Genomic DNA, 20955 nt, shown 5'->3' on the forward strand with positions numbered 1-20955 from the left:
TTGGTTCCTTATCCATTCATTTCAGAAGTGCGCCTAGTCATTGGCATGCGTGCTTTTGCCCCAACTAACCGGCCACAAACGCAAGACCCATCGCGTGTAAAACTCATCCAGATAAAACCCGGCATACACCGAGCGATGCAGCACAGCCAACCGCGCGGGCATCTGCTGGATCATGGTCGTGGCAAGGTACAGCATGAGCATGGCCAGCACACTTAACCATCCGCCCGTGGGGGAAGGCTGATCGTGTATCCCGAGGGGAAGCAGGTGAAACACCACACTAACGGCGGTCAACCCCATGGCAAGCACACTGCCGAACAGCAAGGCTTGCAGTTGCATGCGCAGAGTCACTGCCTGCCCGACCTGCTGCCACAATACAGGGGCCCAGGCCAGCGCCAGTATCAGGCTCCACCAGGCTGGCCACAGCTGGGTCCCCAAGACCGCCTGTACCCCGAACACAATCACCATGGTCAACACCGGGGCAAGCAACATGCTCAACTTGGCAAAGGCCGCTTTACCCGCCATCTGCTGCAAGCGTGTGTGTGTGACAATGTCGGCGGCGGACAAAAAGGCATAAGCCTTGTAAATCGAGTGTCCGATCAGGTGCAGCGCCGCAAAGGTGTATAGCCCCAGCGCGCATTCCACTATCATGAAGCCCATTTGTGCCACGGTGGACCATGCCAGCCTGACCTTGATACTGACCCGGGTAAACATGACCAGCGAGGCAAACAGGCATGTCACCAGCCCAACCGCTAACAATACATTTCTGGCCAGTGTTGCCTGTTCGAACAAGGGGGCAAAGCGGATCAAAACATAACCAGACAGGTTCACCACACCGGCATGTAACAAGGCAGAAACAGGCGTTGGTGCTTCCATCACCTGGATTAACCAGCCATGCACCGGCAGCAATGCCGTTTTCAAAATGACCACCGCCACCAGCAGCATGGCACACCAGCTACTGAGCTGAGACAAGCCATGCACGCTAACATGTGAAAGAAAGACTGAAATCTGTGCGCTTCCGGTTTCGACATAGGCGATCAAGGCCGTCAACATCAACAGACTATCCGCCAACACATCCGCCACGGTCTTTTTGTGCGAAGCCAACAGTGCAAACGGCCGGTCTGCATAAAAACACAGCAAGTGCTTTAAACACACGCCAATGGCTGACCATGCCGCGACAAACAACAACCAGTGATCAGCAATCAGCAGCACATGCACACTGGCAAGGACCAGGCTTAAAGCGGTGACAAAGCTTTTCTGATTGGCCTCACCTTCGAGGTATCTGGCAGAAAAATGTCCGATCACCCACCCCAGCAATTGCACCAAAAAAGCCATCAGCGCCTGCAGCGGGGAAACAGCAATGCCAAACGCACTGAAAAAATTGCCAGGCAACGACTGGACATGCAGACACACGGCTGCGGCGGATATACCTGCCGCCACAAGCGCCACGCTGAGCAGACGCTTAAACAGTTGCCAGCCAGGGTCATGTTGCCAGGGCAGCACTCCACTCAGCAGCCCAGCCAGCCACATGATGGCTCCGGGTACCAGTGCAAAATAAATGACAACGTCCATTAACACGGCCTTTCATGACCAAAAAATACATTGATAAAACAGAACATAAAATACACTTTAATAGAAGATAAAGATTAACCGGAGGTAGGCCCATCAATTGCCTCAGATTGTTGGGTGACCATCTCTTGCACCGACGCGCTTGTCGCCGTCTCACCCTCTATTGGCGCCCAGACTTCAGGCAGTAATTCAATTAGAATTTCGCCCTGGGTGACCACCTCCTCACCATTTATTTCTACGTTCTTGGGATAAACCGTCACTGTTCGACCATCAATTTCAAGCCGCTTCATCATCACCATTTCACCTATCTAACTATATTAAAAAACCAAATAGCGGGTGATGCAGATTTTGACGGATGATTTTAATTAGGTAAAATATATAAATATTAATTTTATGTTCCATTTTATTTATATATGGCGAGACTCAATTATCATCACTTGCAATATTTTTGGCATATCGTGAAAGTGGGTAGCTTGACCAAGGCAGCAGAAAAATTGCATATCTCGCAATCCGCGCTGTCTTCACAGATCAGACAACTGGAAGAAAGCCTGGACTGCGCATTGTTTTTACGACAAGGGCGTAAACTGGTGTTGACGGAGTTCGGTAATTTGGCGTTTTCCTATGCAGATTCGATTTTTACCAAAGGCATAGAACTCGAAAACCTGCTGAGAAAAGGTATTGCGTCTGAGAGTCAAACGTTGCGGATTGGTGTGCTCTCTACCATGTCCAGAAACTTCATCGAGAGCTTTGTGGAGCCATTACTGAATCACTCGGAGATCAAACTCGAAATTTCTGCCAGCGGGCAAACCAACTTGCTCAATGCGCTTTCGAATCACCAGATAGACCTGGCGCTCACCAATATCGAGGTGAGAGGCAATACTGACCAGTTATGGGAGTGTATTCTGCTAGATCGGCAACCCATCAGTGTGATCGGCCCGGCAGAGATTGAGATCAAACACGGATTTTCGGCCAAATATGCGGAGTACAACTGGATTTTGCCCAATCAGGACAGCCCGATTCGGGCGGCCTTTGATGGCTTGTGCGCCTTGCATCACCTAGAACCTCACATCGTGGCCGAAGCGAATGACATGGCGATGTTGCGGCTGTTAGCGCGCGACAGCCGGGCACTCACCGTCATGCCGGAGGTGGTGGTTAAAGACGAGTTAAAAAATGGTGTGCTCAAATCCTTCACGCAACTGGAAGGGATTTTTGAGAATTTCTATGCAGTCACGATCAAAAAACATTTCCGCAAGTTTGAAATCAGCCAATTGGTGAATCAGTTTCTAGTCAAAAAAAGAGCGCTCTAGCCCTCTTGAAATTTTTTTGCGCATCCCTATTTTCACGGTATCAGCAACTCTGCTGATACCTTTTCGCCACTGGAGGCATGATTGCCAGTTGCGTCTGCAAACGTCTCCAGTGGTGGTTTTTGTTGAACTTATTCGCTAAGGAGAATTGAACATGAATATTCGTCCCCTGTATGACCGCGTCATAGTCAAGCGAGTCGAACAACAACGTACGACCGCTTCCGGCATTGTGATCCCAGACACGGCTGCAGAAAAACCCGAGCAAGGCGAAATCATCGCTGTCGGGAGCGGCAAGTCCCTTCAAGATGGCAGCCTGAGAGCCCTGGCAGTGAAGGTCGGTGACCATGTCTTATTTGGCAAATATGCCGGACAAACAGTCAAACTCAATGGCGAAGAGGTATTAGTCATGCGCGAAGAAGACATTCTCGGTGTGATTGAACCCGCCTCTGCCGATCTCAAAAAAGTCGCTTAATCACTTCGTTGCTAAGAGAGAAAGGAGAATTGAACCATGGCAGCTAAAGATGTGAAGTTTCATGACCACGCCCGTCAAAAAATTGTAAAAGGCGTGAATATCCTGGCCGATGCGGTCAAGGTCACCCTGGGCCCCAAAGGCCGCAATGTGGTGCTGGAGCGCAGTTTTGGCGCCCCGGTGATTACCAAAGATGGTGTTTCGGTCGCCAAAGAAATCGAGTTGCAAGACAAGTTGGAGAATATGGGCGCGCAAATGGTGAAGCAAGTCGCGTCTAAAACCGCGGATGTCGCAGGTGACGGTACGACTACCGCCACCGTACTGGCGCAGGCAATAGTGCAAGAAGGCATGAAGTCGGTCGCCTCAGGCATGAACCCGATGGACCTCAAACGCGGCATAGATAAAGCGGTGGCTGCGTTGGTGGATGAGCTCAAAGTCATGTCTAAAGCCATCACCACCAATAGAGAGATTGCCCAGGTAGGCTCTATTTCTGCCAACTCGGATACCGCCATTGGTCAGATCATCGCCGATGCTATGGAAAAAGTTGGCAAGGAGGGCGTGATTACGGTAGAAGAAGGCAAGTCACTGCAAAATGAGTTGGATGTGGTGGAAGGCATGCAATTTGACCGCGGCTACATCAGCCCCTATTTTGTGAACAATCCGGACAAACAGGTGGCGGCGCTGGATGAGCCGATGATTTTGTTGTATGACAAGAAAATCAGCAATATCCGCGACTTGTTGCCGACGCTGGAAAACGTAGCCAAAACCAACAAGCCTTTGCTGATCATTGCCGAAGACGTGGAAGGCGAAGCGCTGGCGACACTGGTCGTCAACAGCATGCGTGGCATCCTTAAAGTAGCTGCCGTCAAAGCGCCAGGCTTTGGTGATCGTCGCAAAGCCATGCTAGAAGACATTGCCATCCTGACCGGGGCCACCGTCGTCTCAGAAGAAACCGGCATGCAACTGGAGAAAGTCAGCATCGAGCATTTGGGCCGTGCAAAACGAGTTGAGATACACAAAGAAAACACCGTGATCATTGATGGCGCTGGCGACCAAGCCAAGATTAAAGCCCGTGTGCAGTCTATTCAAACCCAAATTCAGGAGACCACTTCTGACTACGACAAGGGAAAACTGCAAGAGCGCGTGGCCAAACTGGCTGGTGGTGTCGCCGTGATTAAAATCGGTGCGGCCACCGAAGTCGAAATGAAAGAGAAAAAAGACCGTGTCGATGACGCCCTGCATGCCACCCGTGCTGCGGTGGAAGAAGGCATCGTCCCTGGCGGCGGTGTGGCTTTACTTCGGGCTCGCAGCCGTATCGGTGCCCTCAAGGGGGATAATGATGATCAGGATGCTGGCATCCGCATCGTGTTGCGCGCAATCGAAGAACCCTTGCGCGCGATTGTGAAAAATGCCGGAGAAGAGCCTTCTGTGGTCATCACCAAAGTGCTTGAGGCAACGGGTAACACCGGCTACAACGCCGCGACAGGTGAATATGTGGATATGGTGGAAACCGGTGTGGTCGACCCCACCAAAGTGACTCGCACCGCGCTGCAAAATGCCGCCTCGATTGCCGGGCTGATTTTGACCACCGATGCGACCGTGGCCGAATTGCCCAAAGAGGACAAAAAAACGCCTGCGATGCCTGAGATGGACTACTAAGCGCGATCAGCGTGATGCCATCAACGATAAAAGCCCCGCAAGGGGCTTTTTTTCTAGCTGAGCAAGATCAACTGCACGCCGAAAAGAGCGGTAGGTGGACTCAAGCAGGTCTTCTGGGCGGCAGATGCCTGAACGTAATGCGTCCCTTGCCCATGTCGTAAGGCGACATTTCGATGGTGATTTTATCGCCCGCCAAAATACGTATTTTGTGCTTGCGCATTTTGCCGCCGGTGTAGGCAGTCAACTGATGCCCATTGTCCAGCGTCACGCGATAACGCGCATCCGGCAACACTTCAGTCACTGCGCCCTGCATTTCAATCAATTCTTCTTTAGCCATGCGATTCCTTTTTCAATAATGAAAAAAGCCCGAAACCGGGCTTTTTACTGCGCCACTCAGTCAGGCGTGACTATGCAATCACCTGAATCGCAGAAGCTTGTTTGCCTTTAGGGCCAGTCGTTTCGTTGTATGAAACGCGCTGGTTATCCGCCAGGCTTTTAAAACCTGCTGATTGAATCTCGGAAAAGTGAGCGAACAAATCATCGCCACCCTGATCTGGAGTAATAAAACCAAAACCTTTTGCATCGTTAAACCATTTGACAATACCTGTAGCCATATCTAAATCCTTTGTAAAAAATGAAAGGGAAACCCCTTGGAGGGCGAGGCACAAGTAAGCGGGATTAACGAGAGAACCAGAAGATACCACCAGAGAAAACAACAATGCTTGAACGTCGCGTGCAACCACTATGCGCTTTATGCACCACAATAGCAAATGTTATTTTCAAAAAAACCAAAATAAATCAAATATTTATTTAAGCATCTATCCCGAAAAGCATTCAATACGCGACAAATCGCATCATCAAAAAACTCAAGGCATCGCCTGTGGGCGAGCGCAGGCCTCATTCGGCTAAATAAAAAGCGCCCAAGCCACCCTTGAACGCTTTATGTAGGTGGCGATGACTCGAGAGCAGAATTCTGGAATCATGGAGCAACCGTGCAGATGAGTTAGACCGATAGCAAACTCGCCACGCCATCCAGCCCCACCACATTGAGCGCATACATGGCTTGCTGTTGCACCACTGGTTTGGCGTGATAAGCCACGCCCACCGCGGCAACCGCCATCATTTTGAGGTCGTTGGCACCGTCACCAATCGCAATCGTTTGTGCGGCCGACAGGCCCAACTGATCACGCAGTTTAGTGAGTTCATCGGCTTTGCGCTGGGCATCGACGATCTCGCCAAGGACCTGGCCGGTGAGTTTGCCGTCTATGATTTCCAGCGTGTTGGAGACCGCGTAATCCAGCCCCAAGGTCTGTTGGACGTGGTTGGCAAAAAAGGTAAAGCCGCCAGAGACGACCATGGTTTTGATGCCATGTTGCTTGCAGGTATTGATCCAGGCTTGCGCGCCGGGATTAAAACGAAGGCGCTCATCAATCACGCGTTGCAATGCCGTCGCTGGCAGACCTTTGAGCAAGGCCACACGTTTACGCAGGCTGGCAGAAAAATCCAGCTCGCCACGCATGGCGGCTTCGGTGATCTCGGCGACCTGCGGTTTGAGGTTCATCATGTCGGCAATTTCATCAATGCATTCAATGGAGATCAGGGTGGAGTCCATATCCATGACGCATAAGCCCATGTGTTGCAGCCTATGAGTGTCTTGCACCAGCGCGCAGTCTATCTGCTGACTGGCGCAAAAAGCCTTCACTTCCAGATAATCCGCTTCTGGCACCGGCAAATAGTAGGCATGTTCGCCCACTTGCATAAACTGCGCATGCCCGCCCACCAGGCCATGAAGATGGGAAAGATGAGCCATGGTGATGGCCGGCCCTTGAACCACTAAACGCATGATCACTACCGTCGATTAAAAAACTGGATTATAGCAGTTGCCCTTGCATCGCATTGATAAGCGTGCTTTTTTGGGAGTATTTCTGTTTTTGGATTGCCCCTGGCAATGATATGCTTGGCAAAAATTAAAACTGGTTAAACTCAACACCCTAGGGATTACAATGAAACAAGACGCACAAACGCTGCCATGGCTGAACCTGCCTAACCTGCCCTTACCGCTTAAAGCCCTGTTTATTGGTTATCTGCTCGTGATTGGCGTCGGCCTGTGTATGGCTGGCCTGCAAATCATGCTCACGCACGGTATGGCCGATGGCAAATTCGGCTTGTCAGTGAACGATATTGTCTACAGTTATTACGGCGACCGCAGTGGCACCAAACTGGCGAGCAAGCTCAATGGCTCCATGTCTGACAAGGCACCCCTGGAGGTCCGCCAGGACATTATCAAATGGGCGCAACAAGGCGCGCCGCAAGACCAGTGGGAATCACACTTCAAGCAGGTGTTTGCGCAACACTGCGTCATGTGCCACAGCAACATCCCCGGCATCCCCAACTTTAACAACTATGATGAAGTTAAGGCGCGCGCAGAGGTGAATGAGGGCGCAACGATCAGCGGCCTGACGCGGGTGTCGCATATACACCTGTTTGGCATCAGTTTCATTTTCTTTTTTATCGGCCTGATTTTCAGTTTTGCCGTGAATGTGCCTAAACCTGCCAAAATCATTGCCATCGCCTTCCCGTTTGCTTTTCTGATTATGGACGTGATGTCGTGGTGGCTGACCAAGTTGTCACCACACTTTGCCTGGTTGACGATTATCGGTGGCATTGGCTACAGCCTGGCCTCCAGTTACATGTGGGTGATCAGCATGTATCAAATGCTGGTACTGTCCCGCAATGGCAAAGTCTACGGCAATGCCTGGGCGCAGGACTTATAAGCGACGACGCATTCGTTAACGCTATCGCGTTAAATACGTTTAAAAACCGCACAGTTGTGCGGTTTTTTTATTTGCAGTCTAGCCTTGATAGGGTATTTGCGCGAAAATAGATGCTTAACTATCAAAACCTCTGAATTTTCATGAATCTGCACGAATACCAAGCCAAACAACTCCTGCAAAAATATGGTTTGGCCACACCGGCTGGCCTGGTCGTTCAATCCGAAGAAGCCGCTGCGGCAGCCACCAAAGAACTGGGCGGTGAAGCCTGGGTGGTCAAGGCCCAGGTGCATGCCGGCGGTCGCGGCAAAGCGGGTGGCGTCAAAGTGGTTAAATCTGCATTAGAAGCGCAAACCGTGGCAGGTAGCCTGCTTGGCAAGCATTTGGTGACTTACCAGAATGCGCCGGATGGCCAACCCGTGCATCAGGTGCTGGTGGAGCAAACCCTGCCGATTGCACGTGAGCTTTATCTTTCGATGCTGGTAGACCGCACGCTGGAACGCGTGGTTATGGTCGCTTCCAGCGCAGGCGGCATGGATATTGAAGAGATTGCGGCCACCCAGCCAGAAAAAATCCTGCAGGAAGTCTGTGACCCACTCAATGGACTGGTGGACTTTCAGGCGCGCAACCTGGCGTTTGGCTTGGGCCTGAGTGGTGACCAGATTGGCGCGTTTACCAAGCTGGCCAAAGGCCTGTACAAATTGTTTAAAGACAATGACTTGTCACTGCTCGAAATTAACCCGCTGATTGTAACCGCTGAAGGAAAACTGGTGGCGCTGGATTGCAAAATGACGGTAGATGACAACGCACTTTACCGTCAAAAACCGTTTGCAGAGATCCGTGACTGGTCACAAGACGATGCCAAAGAAGCGGAGGCCCATCATAGCGGCCTCAATTACATTGCCTTAAATGGCAATATTGGTTGCATGGTGAACGGCGCTGGCCTGGCCATGGCGACCATGGACTTGATCAAGCTGCATGGCGGCATGCCTGCCAACTTTCTGGATGTCGGCGGCGGCGCCACGGCTGAGACCGTGACCAAGGCCTTCAAAATCATCCTGGCTGACGCTAATGTGAAAGCGATTCTGGTCAATATTTTTGGCGGCATCATGCGTTGCGACATCATTGCCACCGGCATTATCACCGCAGTCAGAGAGGTGGGCATGACCATTCCGGTCGTGGTGCGGCTGGAAGGGACCAATGTCGAGTTGGGCAAGCAGATGCTGCGTGAGAGTGGCCTGAATATTATTTCTGCAGAAGGGCTGACCGATGCCGCCCAGCAAGCAGTCAACGCAGTGAACAAGGGTGTGTAGTCATGGCGATTTTAGTCAATAAAGATACCAAAGTATTGTGCCAGGGCTTTACCGGCAAACAAGGGACGTTTCATTCCGAACAAGCGCTGGCTTATGGCACCAAAATGGTGGGTGGCGTGACGCCAGGCAAAGGGGGCCAGCGCCATCTGGAGTTGCCCGTATTCAATACCATGCGCGAAGCCGTGAAGGAAACCGAGGCCAATGCCAGCGTGATTTACGTGCCGCCGCCTTTTGCCGCTGACTCCATCCTTGAAGCCGCAGACGCAGGCATTGAGCTCATTGTCTGTATCACCGAAGGCATTCCGGCTCTGGACATGCTCAATGTCAAAGCGGCGCTGCGCGCCAATGGCACCAAACTGATCGGCCCAAACTGCCCAGGCGTGATCACGCCGGACGAATGCAAAATCGGCATTATGCCGGGCAGCATCCACAAACGTGGCAAGGTCGGTGTCGTGTCACGTTCTGGCACCCTGACTTACGAGGCTGTCCATCAGACCACGGCCCTGGGCCTGGGCCAGACCACCTGTGTCGGCATTGGTGGCGACCCGATCAAAGGCTTGAACTTTATTGAATGCCTGGAACTCTTTCAGAAAGACGCGGAAACAGAGGCGATCATCATGGTTGGTGAAATCGGTGGCAGTGATGAAGAGGCAGCGGCTGACTACATCAAACACCATGTCACCAAACCGGTCGCTGCTTATATTGCCGGCTTAACCGCCCCTAAAGGCAAACGTATGGGCCATGCCGGGGCAATTATTTCCGGTGGTTCTGGCCGTGCAGAAGACAAGATTGCCGCCCTGGAATCAGCTGGCTGTGTTGTTGCAGCCTCCCCTGCTGGTCTGGGTGAGGCCGTCCTCGCGGCCATTCAACGCGCAAACGCATAAAGGAACTGGCATGTATCGTTGCTTACAGGCTCACCATCGCTGGACAGGCATCATTGTTAGCAGCGTACTGCTGATTGGCCTCACCTGGCCTGGCCTGTCTGCGGAGGCCGCCAGCAAAAAACAGATGGCCGAGGACAGCGCGCCTTTTCGCGATGATGAAGTGTCTTACCTGCTCATTGCCGCCGCCAAAGGCGACCTGGCCACGGTCAAAGCCTTGTTAAAAAGCGGCGCCAACCCGAATGTCACCGATGGCGACAAACTGACGCCCATCATGTATGCCGCCCGTAAAAACCAGGCGGAAGTGATCCGCGAGTTGTTAGCCGGTGGCGCCGACATTAATGCCAAAGATCAGGGTGGCTGGACAGCACTCATGTTTGCGGCCAAGAAAAATAATCTGGATGCCGCCAAAATGCTGATGGAAAAAGGTGCCGATGTTAAAGCCCGTGACCCGGCCGGCTGGAGCGCCCTCGGCCTGGCGGCCACCTCCGGCTACAGCGAACTGGTGGGCCTGATTATCGCGCGTGGTTTTGATGCTAATGTGCGGTCTTCGGATGGGAAAACTGTGCTCATGTATGCGGCCAAAAGTGGTGATGTACCCACCATTACCACGGTATTAACCAAAGGCGCTGACGCCAATCTCAAAGACAAGCTGGGCACCACTGCGCTCATGATTGCCGCCCGAGAGGGCCATGCCGCCGCCGTGACCTATTTGGCAGAACATGGTGCCAAAGTGGATGAGGAAGATGAGCATGGCTGGACAGCACTGACCTGGGCGGTGAAGAAAAATCAGCTTGAAGCAGCCAAAACACTGCTTGAGCATGAAGCAGATGCCAACCAGAAAGACAGCGAAGGCACGCCCTTGCTGCACCTGGCGGTGAGCAACAATGCGCCGGAAATGGCGCGATTGCTGCTTGAACATGAGGCCAATGTCAAAACACGTGATCAATACGGTTTGACCGCTTATGTCTATGCCCTCAAAGGCCAAAACCCGGCCATGGTAGAACTGATCAAGGCTGCGGGTGGCAAGTATTAAGCCCTGCAGCCCATCCTGAATGAAAAGCAGATGAAACTTGCAATTGCTCAAATGAACTGCATGGTCGGTGCCATGCAGCAAAATGCGGAACACATTCTGGCGCAAGCCGAAGAGGCTTATCGAGCAGGTGCACGCCTCTTGCTAACGCCGGAACTGGCTTTATGCGGCTACCCTCCAGAAGATTTGCTGTTCAGGCAGGATTTTTATCACGCCAACACGCAGGCACTCAGTTGGCTGGTGCAGCACCTGCCTCACGACATGGCAGTCATTGTTGGACATCCTGATGAAGTGGCAGGCAAACGCTATAACGCGGCTTCGGTGATCCATTCTGGCAGGATACAGGCGACCTATCATAAACACCACTTGCCCAACTACAGCGTCTTTGATGAAGAGCGCTATTTTGAGGCAGGTCAATTGCCCGTGGTGTTTGAATGGCATGGCGTACGCTATGGCGTGCTGATCTGTGCGGATAGCTGGGAGTCAGGCCCTGCCCTGCAGGCCCTGCAGGCTTCGGCACAAGTGCTGCTGACGATCAATGCCTCACCTTACCATCTGCACAAACAACAGACACGTTACCAGGTATTGCGCGACCGCATCCGTGAAACCGGGCTACCCATGGTCTATGCCAATATGGTCGGCGGCCAGGACGAACTGGTGTTTGATGGCGCGTCTTTTAGCATGAACCGGTTGGGAGAACTGGTGCAAGAGCTGCCAATGTTTGAAGCCGGGATGGCTTACCTGACCATAGACGGCACGACCCCCTTGGCCACCGATATTACGGCGCCGTTGGGCACCGAAGCCGCCGTATACAAAGCGCTGGTACTGGGTCTGCGTGACTATGTCAATAAAAACAAATTCCCCGGGGTGGTGCTGGGACTGTCCGGTGGCATAGATTCCGCCCTCACACTCGCCATCGCCGTGGATGCACTGGGTAAAACGCGCGTCAAAGCAGTGATGATGCCCTCTGAATTTACCGCCGGCATCAGCGTGGCAGATGCCGCTGAAATGGCACAACTGGTTGAGGTTGAGTACAGCGTATTACCCATCAAACCGCTATTTGAAGGATTTTGTGCGACCTTGTCTGAGGAGTTTTCCGGCAAGTCTTTTGATACCACCGAAGAAAACCTGCAGGCCCGCATCCGTGGCATGCTACTGATGGCCATCAGTAACAAGTTTGGCAGCCTGGTGCTCACCACCGGCAACAAGTCAGAAACCGCTGTCGGCTACAGCACCTTATACGGTGATATGGCGGGTGGCTTTGCCTTGATCAAGGATGTACCCAAAACCCTGGTTTACAAGCTGGCAACCTACCGCAATGGCCTGAGCCGGGTGATCCCTGAACGGATTATCACACGTGCCCCTAGCGCCGAGCTCAGAGAAAACCAGACCGACCAGGACAGCTTACCGCCCTATGAGGTCTTGGATGCCATCATGGAAGCCTACGTCGAAAAAGACCTGAGCATCGCACGTATCATCGAAATGGGGTATACCGCCAGTGATGTGCAGCGCGTGACCCGCCTGATTGATCGCAATGAATACAAGCGGCGGCAAGCGGCAGTGGGTGTCAGGATTACAGAGCGCGGCTTTGGCAAGGACCGTCGCTACCCGATCACCTGTAACCTGTCATTTTAAGTGCGCGACACGCAAGGCCTTGTGAGGCATGCACAGGACATTTGTATAAAAAGCACTGCTTGCGTAAAATGCCATTGAGAGATTTATCCACGGAGCACATATGAAAAAAGTAGAAGCCGTTATTAAGCCTTTTAAACTGGACGAAGTGCGTGAGGCGTTATCTGCAATTGGCGTCAATGGACTGACAGTCACCGAAGTCAAGGGATTTGGTCGCCAGAAAGGTCACACCGAGTTATATCGTGGCGCAGAATATGTCGTCGACTTTCTGCCAAAAATCAAAATTGAAGTGATTCTAGGATCAGACATGGTAGAAAGTGCGATCGAAGCCATTATCAAGGCCGCCCATACCGGTAAAATCGGTGACGGCAAGATTTTTGTCTCTTCCGTCGAACAAGTGATCCGTATCCGTACTGGTGAAACTGGCGAAGCCGCCATTTAAGCTTTTTTCAATGATCCGGTGACTTTTCCCAAGTCACCCTTTCTTGCCTGATGTTGCATGTCTTTCACACTGATTAAAACCATCCTGCTTCTTTCCACAGCCAACTTGTTCATGTTGTTTGCCTGGTATGGACATCTGAAAGACCTGCATCAAAAACCGCTTTGGATCGCCATTCTGGTCAGTTGGGGCATCGCCCTGATTGAATATTGTTTTCAGGTACCCGCCAACCGGATTGGCTTTACCCAACTAAATCTGGCGCAACTCAAAATTATGCAAGAAGTCATCACACTGGTGATATTCGTCCCGTTTGCTGTCATGTACATGCAGCAACCACTCAAGTGGGATTATCTTTGGGCGGGCCTATGCATGATGGGTGCGGTTTACTTTATTTTCCGCACTTGATTCAAACTGTCAGAGAAATGATGGTTAAGAAACAGCGCATACGCAATAAAAAGCCTCACTTAAGTGAGGCTTTTTATTTTTAGTCGTTACTAGCAAAAATCTGCCTGACTGCCGCAAGGTCTTCGGGTGTATCCACGCCGCTGGCAGGCGCGTGATCAGTCACGCTAACGGCGATCTGGTAGCCATGATACAGCACGCGCAATTGTTCCAGACTTTCAATGCTTTCCAGCGTGGTGACTGGCAAGCTGGCATATTGCTTTAAAAAGCTGACACGATAAGCATAAATGCCAATGTGGCGATATGCGGTGAGGGGCTGCTGGCGATCTGTCGTGTCCCGTGCAAATGGAATCGCCGCGCGACTAAAGTACAGCGCGCGCTGCTTGGCATTGAATACCACCTTGACCACATTCGGATTTGTGAAAACCGTCTCGTCATGAATGGCATGGCAAGCGGTAGACATCACCGCCTGTTCATCATTGGCCAAGGTTTGGGCCACCTCGTTGATCAGCACCGGATCAATCAAAGGTTCATCGCCCTGCACATTGACGACGATGGTGTCGTCCGGCCATTGCATGGTTTGTACTACTTCAGCAATGCGGTCTGTGCCAGAAATATGATCGGCCCGCGTCATCACTGCAGTGATCTGGTGCTCCGCGACAGCTTGCAGAATTTGCGCATGATCGGTGGCCACGACCACCTGATTTGCCAGGCTTTTGGCTGCCTGCTCAGCCACGCGGACCACCATGGGTTTACCGGCAAGATCAAGCAAGGGTTTGCCCGGCAGCCGGGTACTGGCAAAACGGGCTGGAACAACAACTTTAAACATGGTTATTCAGCGTATTCATGCTCTTCCAGGCGACGCGCTTCGTCTTCGAGCATGACCGGGATGCCATCGCGTACCGGATAAGCCAGGCGGGCCCCTTTGGACACCAGCTCCTGCTTTTGTTTGTCATACACCAGCGGTCCTTTGGTCACCGGACACACAAGAATTTCCAAGAGTTTAGGATTCATGCCTATTTCCTTTGCATTGTTGCAAACGTCTGATGACGTTTTCCGTCAGGGAAGGATGATCACCAAGCGGCGTGATTTGCGCACTGACTGGCAAATACCAGGCGTTGGTTAATCCCAGATGCTGACATTTTACGGCATCTTTTTCTGTCATCAGTATGGTTTTTTGTTTAAACGGCAGGAAGTCTTCCTTGCGGTAAGCATGGTGGTCGGCAAAGGCGACGGTTTCACAGGTAATGCCCAGATTGGAGACGGTATTAAAAAACCGTTGTGGGTGACCGATGCCGGCAATTGCAACCAATGCCCGCTGCTGCAACTCGGCATTCGACAGATGCGTATTCAGGTCTGTGACTGAGGTCCAGCGGCCCACTTCCAGGCCAACGACATAATGCGCCACAGGCCAGGGGCCGGCAGGGACCTGACCACTTTCTACGATGATATCCACGGTTTGCAAACGGCGCAATCGCTCACGCAACGGCCCGGCAGGGAGTAAGTGACCATTGCCGATACCGAGTGGCCGCTGTACAACGGCAATTTCGATATCCCGCTGAAGCGCATAATGCTGCAAGCCATCATCACACAGAATCACATTGACTTCAGGATGCGCCTGCAGCAAGGCTAGACCGCCTGCAACACGGTTGGCATCGACCCAGATCGGACAGCCAGTACGCCCGGCAATCAACACCGGCTCATCGCCCAGTGACTGCGGCAAGCTATCAGGCGTCACCTCGCCGGTGTGTTGTCCGCCATAGCCGCGGCTCAAAATCCCGGGACGGTAGCCTGCGGCAAGTAACTGCTGCGCCAGATAAATCACCACCGGCGTTTTACCGACCCCACCTACAGAGAGATTGCCGACTACCACCACCGGCACAGGCAAGGCCTGGCTTCTCAACAACCCCACCTGGTAACACTGGCGCCGCAAGCCAGACAATACCGCAAACAGCATAGACAACGGCAGCAGTAAGGCTTGCGCCCAGCCCATCCCCTGCCACTGTTTTTCAAACCAATGCCGCAACATCAGTCGTCTTGAAACTGCTTGTGATACAACCGGCTGTAATACCCGCTTTGTGCCAGCAGGCTGGTATGCGATCCAGTTTCGATGATTCTGCCCTGATCCATGACCAGAATCCGGTCTGCGTTCTCTACGGTACTCAAGCGGTGCGCAATCACGATCGTCGTGCGGTTTTGCATTAAGCGATCCAGCGCCATCTGTACATGTAGCTCGGACTCACTGTCCAAGGCAGACGTCGCCTCATCCAGCAGTAACACCGGCGCATCTTTTAAAATGGCACGTGCAATCGCCAGACGCTGGCGCTGCCCGCCGGACAAACGGACACCCCGGTCACCGATTTCGCTTTGCAGGCCTTGCGGCATGTGCTCGATAAACTCCCAGGCATTAGCCGCTTTGGCAGCGGCAATGACCTCTTCCTCAGTCGCCTCGCGCAAGGCACCATAGGCAATATTGTTGTAAATGGTGTCGTTAAACAAGACGATATCCTGACTGACCAGTGAAAACTGTTCGCGCAAGTTCTCCAGCCCATACTCGCGGACATCCACGCCATCCAGCAAAATACTGCCTTCTTGCAACCCATAGAAGCGTGGCAGCAAATTGACCAGTGTGGTTTTGCCACTGCCAGAACGACCAACCAGCGCCACTTTCTCGCCAGCGCGTATCGTGGCGTTAATGTGGTCCAGTGCGTTGTGTTTGGCCTGCGGATACCGCAAGGTCACGTCTTTAAATACCAGATCGCCCTGTGCGCGGCCAATCCGATGATGGCCATGATCCTCTTCGGATGCCAAATCCAGCACCTCAAAAATACTCTGCGCCGCCGCCAGGCCCACTTGCAAGTCTTCGTTAGCCGAAGTGATGTGTTTGATCGGTGCAATCAGCATCATCAATGCGCCGATAAACGCGGCAAACTCGCCTACCGTAAATTGTCCCAGGGCATAATAGACCACCAGCCCTAAAGCCAGCGCCGACAACACCTCAATCACAAAGCTGTTCAGCCCCGAGATACGCGCACTGCGCAATTCGAGCTGGCGGTTTTTACCGACCACATCGCCAAAGCGCGTGTTCTCAAAATTTTGCGCGCCAAAAATTTTGACAATACGCTGCGCGGCAATCGCCTCTTCCGCCGTTTTGGTAATCTCGCCAACGGCTTGCTGTACCCGTTTGGCATTTGCGCGCAACTTGGGCGTAGTCTTGGATAAATACAGCCCCATCAGCGGCGTCACCAGCGCAAATACCAGGGTCAGTTTCCAGTCCAAATACAGCATGTAAGCAATCAGGCCTATCACAGTCAGGATATCCCGTACTACGTTATGGGCCGAACGCGTGACGACAATCGATAGCCGCTCGGCGTCATAGGTCATCTTGGACACCAGCGAGCCATTGGAATGCATGTCAAAAAAACTCACCGGCAACAACATCAGCTTGGCAAACACCTGTTTACGCATCACTTCGACCACCAGCCTGGTCACAGCGCGCAAGCAGTAAATCGAGAAGAATGAAGCCACGGCACGAACGACCATCAAGCCAACCAGCATCAGCGGCAAAGTAAATGCTTCCTGCACCGAATGCTGGACAAAGCCTTCATCGGTGACTTTTTTAATCAGGGCCAGAAAAGCGGTGTTACTGAGCGACAACACGGTGGTTGCCACCATGGAGACCAGAAAATAAAACTTGTAACGCCAGGCATATAAAAACAGGCGCTTGTATAACAGTTTGGGATTGACGATTTTAGGTAAATCGACTTTTTGTTTGCGGGCCATGCGGGTTCTCTGATTACTTAAAAACAAGCAAGCCCGTCGGTCACAACGGGCTTGCCTGGCACTAAACGGGACAGCTCACAAACAGCCACCACACATTAGTGGCTGTTTACCTGTGTGGCAAAGGTGATGTGTGTGTAATTCGCCATCCGGGAGGCTTCCATAATATTCACCACAGACTGGTGCGAGGCCTTGCCATCGGCATTAATGATAATGGTCGGCTCTTTGTCTGCCGGACCGGCCTTGCCTGCTTCGATCAAGGCGGCTGACAAATCAGACACCACGGCACCATTCGCTTCTTTGCCATTCACCAGGCAACGGCCGCTGGCATCGACCTCCACGGTAATAGTCAATGGTTTTTCTTGAGGGGCATTGGCATCCGCGGTCGGCAAGTTAATCTGCAACTCACTGGTACGTGAAAAGGTTGCACTCACGATCAGGAAAATAATAATCACCAGCAACACGTCAATCAACGGAATAAAGTTGATTTCTAGCTCTTCGTCGCGGCTACCACGTTTAAAGTTCATGAGACTGCCTTTTTTTATCCTGTCGCAAAATGCTTATCCGCGGTCGCCGTGGATAATTTCTACCAGTTTAACGGCTTGCTGCTCCATATCCACCAGAAAACCGTCCACTTTGCTCTTGAAATAACGATAGGCAATCATCGAAGGCACCGCCACCACAATCCCGGCCGCCGTGTTGTACAAGGCCACCGAAATGCCGCGCGCAAACTGTGCCACATCGTGACCACTATTCGTGAATGAACCAAACAGCTCGACCATGCCGATCACCGTCCCCAGCAGCCCCAGCAAAGGCGCTACAGTGGCAATGGTCCCCAAGGTGGGCAGGTATTGTTCCAGTTTGTGTGCAACCGCACGGCCGGTTTCTTCAATGGCTTCTTTGGTAACCTCACGTGAGTGCCCCATATTCGCCAACGCACTTGCAAAAACGCGACCAAGTAAAGAGTGTGCTTCGAGACGGCTTAAGGTTTCACGTGTCACGCCGCCCTGCTTTAACCAGTTTTGCACTTCAGGCAATAACTGGTCCGGGGTGACAACTGAAGCTCTCAAGGCCCAGAATCGCTCGACAATAATGGCAAACGAGATCACAGAAGCGATAACCAGAGGCCAGATTGGCCAACCGGCCGCTAAAATAATTTCCCACACAGTGATGACTCCAATGGTTTTTTTAAACTTCCGCTACTTTAGCGTTAACCTGCCCTAAGGGCAAGTTTTGTGCGATATCTAGGCGGTTACAAAACCGCTTTTGCGAAATGTGGGCGATCGCAGAGGCAGTCAATCCCAATAATGCGGCTCAACCTGGCGCCAGGTTAAGACCGTTGGGTGATTGCCCTGTGTAAAATTCAGCATCACCGCGCCATGTTGATCTGAGCGATAGCGTTGACTTTCTATCGCTTCGTAGCGTGATAACACCGCCTGCTTGGGGTGGCCGAACCGGTTAAGATAGCCCACCGTGGCAATCGCGATGCTGGGTTTTACCGCCTGGACAAACGCAGGACTGGAGGAGGTTTTGCTGCCATGATGCGGCATGGTCATCACCGTAGAAGCCAGATTTTTCCCAGACTGCTCCAGCAACCGTTGCTCACCATATTGTTCGATATCCCCTGTCAATAACAGACTGCCATGGGCAGAGATCACCTGAATCACACAGCTTTTATCGTTATCTTTAAGGGGAGTTTCTGGTTGCGCCAAAGGATAAAGCACCTTGAAACTGACCTGGTCCCATTGCCAATGCTGTCCGGCCTGGCAAGCAAGATGTGGCATGCTTGCCGCCTGCGGAATCGCCTGCAGTTGCTCAAAAAAAGCCGCGTCTGTGCCGAGTGAGCTTAACAAGTGTGTGGCTGGCACGCCAGCCAGCACCGAGGCCATGCCACCGACATGATCATTATCGTCATGCGAGACCACCGCCAAATCCAGCCGGGACAGGCCCAAGTGGCGCAAATAAGGCAGCACAATCCGTTGACCGGCATCACTGTCTTCATGATAGACCGGCCCCGCATCGTAGAGCATGGCATGGCTAGCCGTTTGCACCAGCACACTCAAGCCCTGGCCGATATCCAGCACAGTGACGCGCATGTCCCCTGGCTTGAGCACTGACAGGGCAGGCAAGCATAAAGGCAACCAGAGTAGCAGCCCAAACCAGCGTAATGGCCAGCCTTTGGGTAACAGTAACACCAGCATGCCTAACATTGCCAGCAGCCAGGCAGACAGTGACGGTGTAGGCAGATACCAGACTGCCCAGGATAATTGGCTGAACCAATGTAATAGCCAGGCCAGTCCCTGCCACAGCTGTGCTGCCAGCATTAACAAGGCATCCACCGGCAACATAGCGCCGGCAATCGCCAGTGGCACCACGCCCAGGCTAACCAGTGGAATCGCCAGAGCATTGGCAAACGGGGACACCAGAGACACCTGGTTAAACAATAGGATCAGGATAGGCACAAAGGCCAGCGTAATCATGCTCTGTGTATGCACCGCGGCCCGCCAGGCACTCGGAGGATGCAAGCGTCCGCCCATGCCAAAGGCGAGCAAGGCCACTGCGCCAAAAGACAACCAGAAGCCCGGCGCCAGCACCGCCCAGGGATCCAGCACGACGACCACCCAGAGTGCCACACTGAGTATCCAGGAAAAAGGGAATTGGCGGCGCAGACTCAGCATGCCTAGCATGGTCAGCAACATCCATAAGGTGCGCTGTGTCGGAATGGAAAATCCGGCCAGGGCGGAATAAACCACCGCCACTAAGGCCCCACCCACCCGTGCCACCAGAGTGGAGGGCACATATATCGCCCAGCGCGGTTGCTGCCGCCACACCCAGCCCGTCAAGAAATAACCGAGGCCAGCCAGCATCGTAATATGCAGACCAGAAATACTGATTAAATGATTAATCCCGGTATCGACAAACAATTGCCAGTCCGCACGCGAGATCTGGCTATCATCACCGATAACCAAAGCGCGCAGGACGCCACTGGCCGGGCTGGTTCCCAGCACCTGCTGGATTCGCTCACCCACCAGCGCTCGCCAGTGCGCAACCATGGCAGCGGGTTGCCAGACCATGGCTTGCAGCTTGCGCATCGGTGCTTTGGAGACTATAGAGCCTGCCGCGCCAATCTGGTTGGCCAGGCACCAGGCAGCATAATCAAAACCATGCGGATTACGCGTGGAATGCGGACGTTTGAGCTTGACGGTGAATTGCCAGCGCTCTCCTGCTTGTAATAACGGTAAAGCATTGTGCGACGTGGCCGGGGCATGACGATATGACTGCTCGTAGAGATGCAATCGCAGCCTGGGGGGCAACGGACAATGTGTGTTGAAGGTGCGCTCAACGGCAACATCCACATGCTGGCCTCGTGCATCGCGCGCTGGCACGCTCACAATCACAGCTTGAATCTTGAGTGGCTGTTGTTCACACGCCTGAGGCAGCGCCGTTTGCAAGCGCCAGGCCGCGCGCGCCTGCGCCCAGGCAAAGCCGATGGCAGCCACGAGCAAAATACAGCCAAGCCGACGGCAAAAAAGGCGAACCGCTGAGGTTAGCCTGACACCCCCGATATGGCGACTGTTCGCCAGTAGCGCGACCAGTCCCAAGGCTGCTAGCCAGCCCAGCCAAACCGGGAGCGACCATAATTGCGCTTGTTGCTGAAACAGCCAGACACCGAATAATAATCCCAGTGTGGCGCCCGGCAACATGA

22 protein-coding genes are annotated in these 20955 nt (G+C 52.8%); 10 read left to right on the forward strand and 12 right to left on the reverse strand.

Annotated features, from left to right (window positions below):
* Positions 1-33 precede the first annotated feature (33 nt).
* Positions 34-1569, reverse strand: coding sequence for an NADH-quinone oxidoreductase subunit L (locus tag INP77_RS07105; protein WP_194748307.1), 1536 nt, complete (start codon positions 1567-1569; stop codon positions 34-36).
* A gap of 74 nt (positions 1570-1643) precedes the next feature.
* The gene (locus INP77_RS07110) at positions 1644-1859 is read right to left on the reverse strand and encodes a hypothetical protein (RefSeq protein ID WP_194748308.1); all 216 of its coding nucleotides are present in this window, start codon (positions 1857-1859) and stop codon (positions 1644-1646) included.
* A gap of 120 nt (positions 1860-1979) precedes the next feature.
* Here INP77_RS07110 and INP77_RS07115 point away from each other — a divergent pair, with 120 nt between their 5' ends.
* The 3 genes from INP77_RS07115 to groL all read left to right on the forward strand — a co-directional run bounded on the left by INP77_RS07115 (position 1980) and on the right by groL (position 4998).
* A complete protein-coding gene (locus INP77_RS07115; RefSeq protein WP_194748309.1) occupies positions 1980-2873 on the forward strand; it encodes a LysR family transcriptional regulator in 894 nt (297 codons plus the stop codon).
* Between the two features lie 151 nt (positions 2874-3024).
* A complete protein-coding gene (locus INP77_RS07120) occupies positions 3025-3342 on the forward strand; it encodes a co-chaperone GroES (RefSeq protein ID WP_194748310.1) in 318 nt (105 codons plus the stop codon).
* Positions 3343-3378: 36 nt separating this feature from the next.
* A complete protein-coding gene (groL, locus tag INP77_RS07125) occupies positions 3379-4998 on the forward strand; it encodes a chaperonin GroEL (RefSeq protein ID WP_194748311.1) in 1620 nt (539 codons plus the stop codon).
* A gap of 100 nt (positions 4999-5098) precedes the next feature.
* Here groL and infA read toward each other — a convergent pair whose 3' ends face one another.
* The 3 genes from infA to serB all read right to left on the reverse strand — a co-directional run bounded on the left by infA (position 5099) and on the right by serB (position 6841).
* Positions 5099-5335, reverse strand: coding sequence for a translation initiation factor IF-1 (infA, locus tag INP77_RS07130; RefSeq protein ID WP_018985872.1), 237 nt, complete (start codon positions 5333-5335; stop codon positions 5099-5101).
* Positions 5336-5405: 70 nt separating this feature from the next.
* Positions 5406-5612: a cold-shock protein gene (locus INP77_RS07135; RefSeq protein ID WP_194748312.1), complete on the reverse strand. Its 207-nt coding sequence runs from the start codon at positions 5610-5612 to the stop codon at positions 5406-5408.
* Between the two features lie 389 nt (positions 5613-6001).
* Complete coding sequence (serB, locus tag INP77_RS07140) at positions 6002-6841, reverse strand: phosphoserine phosphatase SerB (protein WP_194748313.1); 840 nt, start codon at positions 6839-6841, stop codon at positions 6002-6004.
* Positions 6842-7001: 160 nt separating this feature from the next.
* Between serB and INP77_RS07145 the strand changes: the two genes are divergently transcribed.
* From INP77_RS07145 to INP77_RS07175, 7 genes are all read left to right on the forward strand, one after another.
* Positions 7002-7772, forward strand: coding sequence for an elongation factor-1 alpha (locus INP77_RS07145; RefSeq protein WP_194748314.1), 771 nt, complete (start codon positions 7002-7004; stop codon positions 7770-7772).
* Between the two features lie 140 nt (positions 7773-7912).
* Positions 7913-9082, forward strand: coding sequence for an ADP-forming succinate--CoA ligase subunit beta (sucC, locus tag INP77_RS07150; RefSeq protein ID WP_194748315.1), 1170 nt, complete (start codon positions 7913-7915; stop codon positions 9080-9082).
* A 2-nt stretch (positions 9083-9084) separates the two neighbouring features.
* Complete coding sequence (gene sucD / locus INP77_RS07155) at positions 9085-9966, forward strand: succinate--CoA ligase subunit alpha (RefSeq protein WP_194748316.1); 882 nt, start codon at positions 9085-9087, stop codon at positions 9964-9966.
* 10 nt (positions 9967-9976) lie between these two features.
* A complete protein-coding gene (locus INP77_RS07160) occupies positions 9977-10999 on the forward strand; it encodes an ankyrin repeat domain-containing protein (protein ID WP_194748317.1) in 1023 nt (340 codons plus the stop codon).
* Between the two features lie 30 nt (positions 11000-11029).
* Entirely contained in the window at positions 11030-12631 is a 1602-nt protein-coding gene (locus tag INP77_RS07165; RefSeq protein WP_194748318.1) for an NAD+ synthase, read from the forward strand.
* Between the two features lie 100 nt (positions 12632-12731).
* Positions 12732-13070, forward strand: a complete 339-nt coding sequence (locus tag INP77_RS07170; protein ID WP_194748319.1) for a P-II family nitrogen regulator — start codon at positions 12732-12734, stop codon at positions 13068-13070.
* A gap of 57 nt (positions 13071-13127) precedes the next feature.
* Positions 13128-13472, forward strand: coding sequence for a DMT family protein (locus INP77_RS07175; RefSeq protein WP_194748320.1), 345 nt, complete (start codon positions 13128-13130; stop codon positions 13470-13472).
* Positions 13473-13551: 79 nt separating this feature from the next.
* Here INP77_RS07175 and kdsB read toward each other — a convergent pair whose 3' ends face one another.
* From kdsB to INP77_RS07210, 7 genes are all read right to left on the reverse strand, one after another.
* Positions 13552-14298: a 3-deoxy-manno-octulosonate cytidylyltransferase gene (kdsB, locus tag INP77_RS07180; protein WP_194748321.1), complete on the reverse strand. Its 747-nt coding sequence runs from the start codon at positions 14296-14298 to the stop codon at positions 13552-13554.
* 2 nt (positions 14299-14300) lie between these two features.
* Complete coding sequence (locus INP77_RS07185; protein ID WP_194748322.1) at positions 14301-14483, reverse strand: Trm112 family protein; 183 nt, start codon at positions 14481-14483, stop codon at positions 14301-14303.
* A complete protein-coding gene (gene lpxK / locus INP77_RS07190) occupies positions 14473-15498 on the reverse strand; it encodes a tetraacyldisaccharide 4'-kinase (protein ID WP_194748323.1) in 1026 nt (341 codons plus the stop codon). Before lpxK ends, INP77_RS07185 begins: the two co-directional genes overlap by 11 nt.
* Entirely contained in the window at positions 15498-17252 is a 1755-nt protein-coding gene (msbA, locus tag INP77_RS07195; protein WP_194748324.1) for a lipid A export permease/ATP-binding protein MsbA, read from the reverse strand. The genes lpxK and msbA overlap by 1 nt, the downstream gene beginning before the upstream one ends.
* A gap of 95 nt (positions 17253-17347) precedes the next feature.
* The gene (locus INP77_RS07200) at positions 17348-17776 is read right to left on the reverse strand and encodes a biopolymer transporter ExbD (protein WP_194748325.1); all 429 of its coding nucleotides are present in this window, start codon (positions 17774-17776) and stop codon (positions 17348-17350) included.
* A gap of 33 nt (positions 17777-17809) precedes the next feature.
* Positions 17810-18415 carry a MotA/TolQ/ExbB proton channel family protein gene (locus tag INP77_RS07205; RefSeq protein ID WP_194748326.1) on the reverse strand — a complete coding sequence of 202 codons (606 nt, stop codon included), beginning with the start codon at positions 18413-18415 and terminating at the stop codon, positions 17810-17812.
* A 129-nt stretch (positions 18416-18544) separates the two neighbouring features.
* On the reverse strand, positions 18545-20953 hold the full coding sequence (locus INP77_RS07210) for a DNA internalization-related competence protein ComEC/Rec2 (protein ID WP_194748327.1): 2409 nt from the start codon (positions 20951-20953) through the stop codon (positions 18545-18547).
* Positions 20954-20955: the final 2 nt, after the last annotated feature.

The organism is Methylophilus sp. 13 (genome assembly GCF_015354335.1).
GTDB classification, from domain to species: Bacteria; Pseudomonadota; Gammaproteobacteria; order Burkholderiales; family Methylophilaceae; genus Methylophilus; species Methylophilus glucosoxydans.